The following is a 1,250-nucleotide window of genomic DNA, read 5'->3' as shown; positions in this document are numbered from 1 at the left end:
TGATCTTGCCCCGGAAAATCGGACACTCGTCTAAGCGACCCGTGGCAGCTCGAACTCTGCCGGGCTGAGATAGCCCAGCGAGGAGTGAAGCCGCTGCCGATTGTAGTAGATCTCGATGTATTCAAACAGTTGTGACTTCGCCTGTGCGCGCGTCACGAACCGCTCGCCATGGACAGCCTCAACCTTCAAGCTGTGATTCCAGCTCTCCATCGCGGCGTTGTCGTAGCAGTCGCCTCGAGCGCTCATGCTACAGATCAATCCGTTGTGCTTCAGGAGCTGTCGATATTCGCGTGAGCAGTATTGGCTGCCTCGATCCGAATGCACGATGACACCGCGCGGACGATGACGCCTGAACAGAGCCATGCGCAACGCATCGCACGTCAGCGTCGCGCTCATTCGATCGGACATCGCCCAGCCCACCACTAGGCGTGAGTACAGATCCAGCACGACGGCGACGTATAGCCAGCCCTCATCGGTCGCCACATAGGTGATATCGCTCACCCATTTCTCGTTCGGCCGCTGAGCACTGAAATCCTGCTGCAGCAGATTGGGCGCGACGGGTAGGCGATGATTGGAGTTGGTCGTCGCCTTGAACTTACGCGCCCCACGGGCCCGCAGCCCCTGGCGACGAAGACTGTCTGCGATCTGGTTATGACCGGCGCCGCGTCCTCGGGCCTTCAATCGGCGCGTCAGACGGGGCGCTCCAGCCCGACACTTCTCCGCGAGAAACGCATCCTTCACTTGCTCGTCCAGCGCGGCACGTGCCCGCGCTCTGGCGCCTGGACTACGGCGACGCCAGTCGTAGTAACCGCTCGAGGACACCTGCAGCACGCGGCACATCAGGCGGGTCGCAAACTTTCCCTCATGCGTTTTGATCATGGCGTACCTCATTTCGGGGTCTTCGCGAAGTACGCCGAGACTTTTTTTAGAAACGCGTTTTCCTCTTCCAGCCGCGCCAGTTCGCGCTTCAGCCGAGCGTTCTCCGACTGCGTCAGGCGCTGCTCCTCGCTCACCTGGCCGCTGGCTCGATCCTTCGCTCGCCAGCTGTACAGCTGGCTCACATTCAATCCCAGATCCTTCGCCGCAACCGCCGCGCCTTCGCGCTCAGCTCGCAGCAACGCCTCCTTCTTGAACTCCGGGCTATACTGCTTCCGGACCTGCTTCTCGATCTTCTTGCCTTTCATCTCTCACCCTCAGATAGCGATATTAACTCGCTTATCCGGGTGTCCGCTAAACCGGGGCAGGATCAT

Annotated in this window: 1 protein-coding gene; it reads right to left on the bottom strand. The window is 60.2% G+C overall.

The features are described from left to right. Window positions 1-30: 30 nt before the first annotated feature. Window positions 31-1,184, bottom strand: a protein-coding gene (locus EK373_RS32945) for an IS3 family transposase (protein ID WP_407676239.1) whose coding sequence is annotated in 2 segments (ribosomal slippage) — window positions 31-938 and window positions 938-1,184 — 1,155 coding nt in all. Because the reading frame shifts where the segments join, the coding sequence is not laid out codon by codon here. Window positions 1,185-1,250 lie beyond the last annotated feature (66 nt).

The organism is Peristeroidobacter agariperforans (assembly GCF_004138335.1).
Classification (GTDB): Bacteria; Pseudomonadota; Gammaproteobacteria; order Steroidobacterales; family Steroidobacteraceae; genus Steroidobacter; species Steroidobacter agariperforans.
This window is presented reverse-complemented; position numbering and strand designations above follow the sequence as displayed.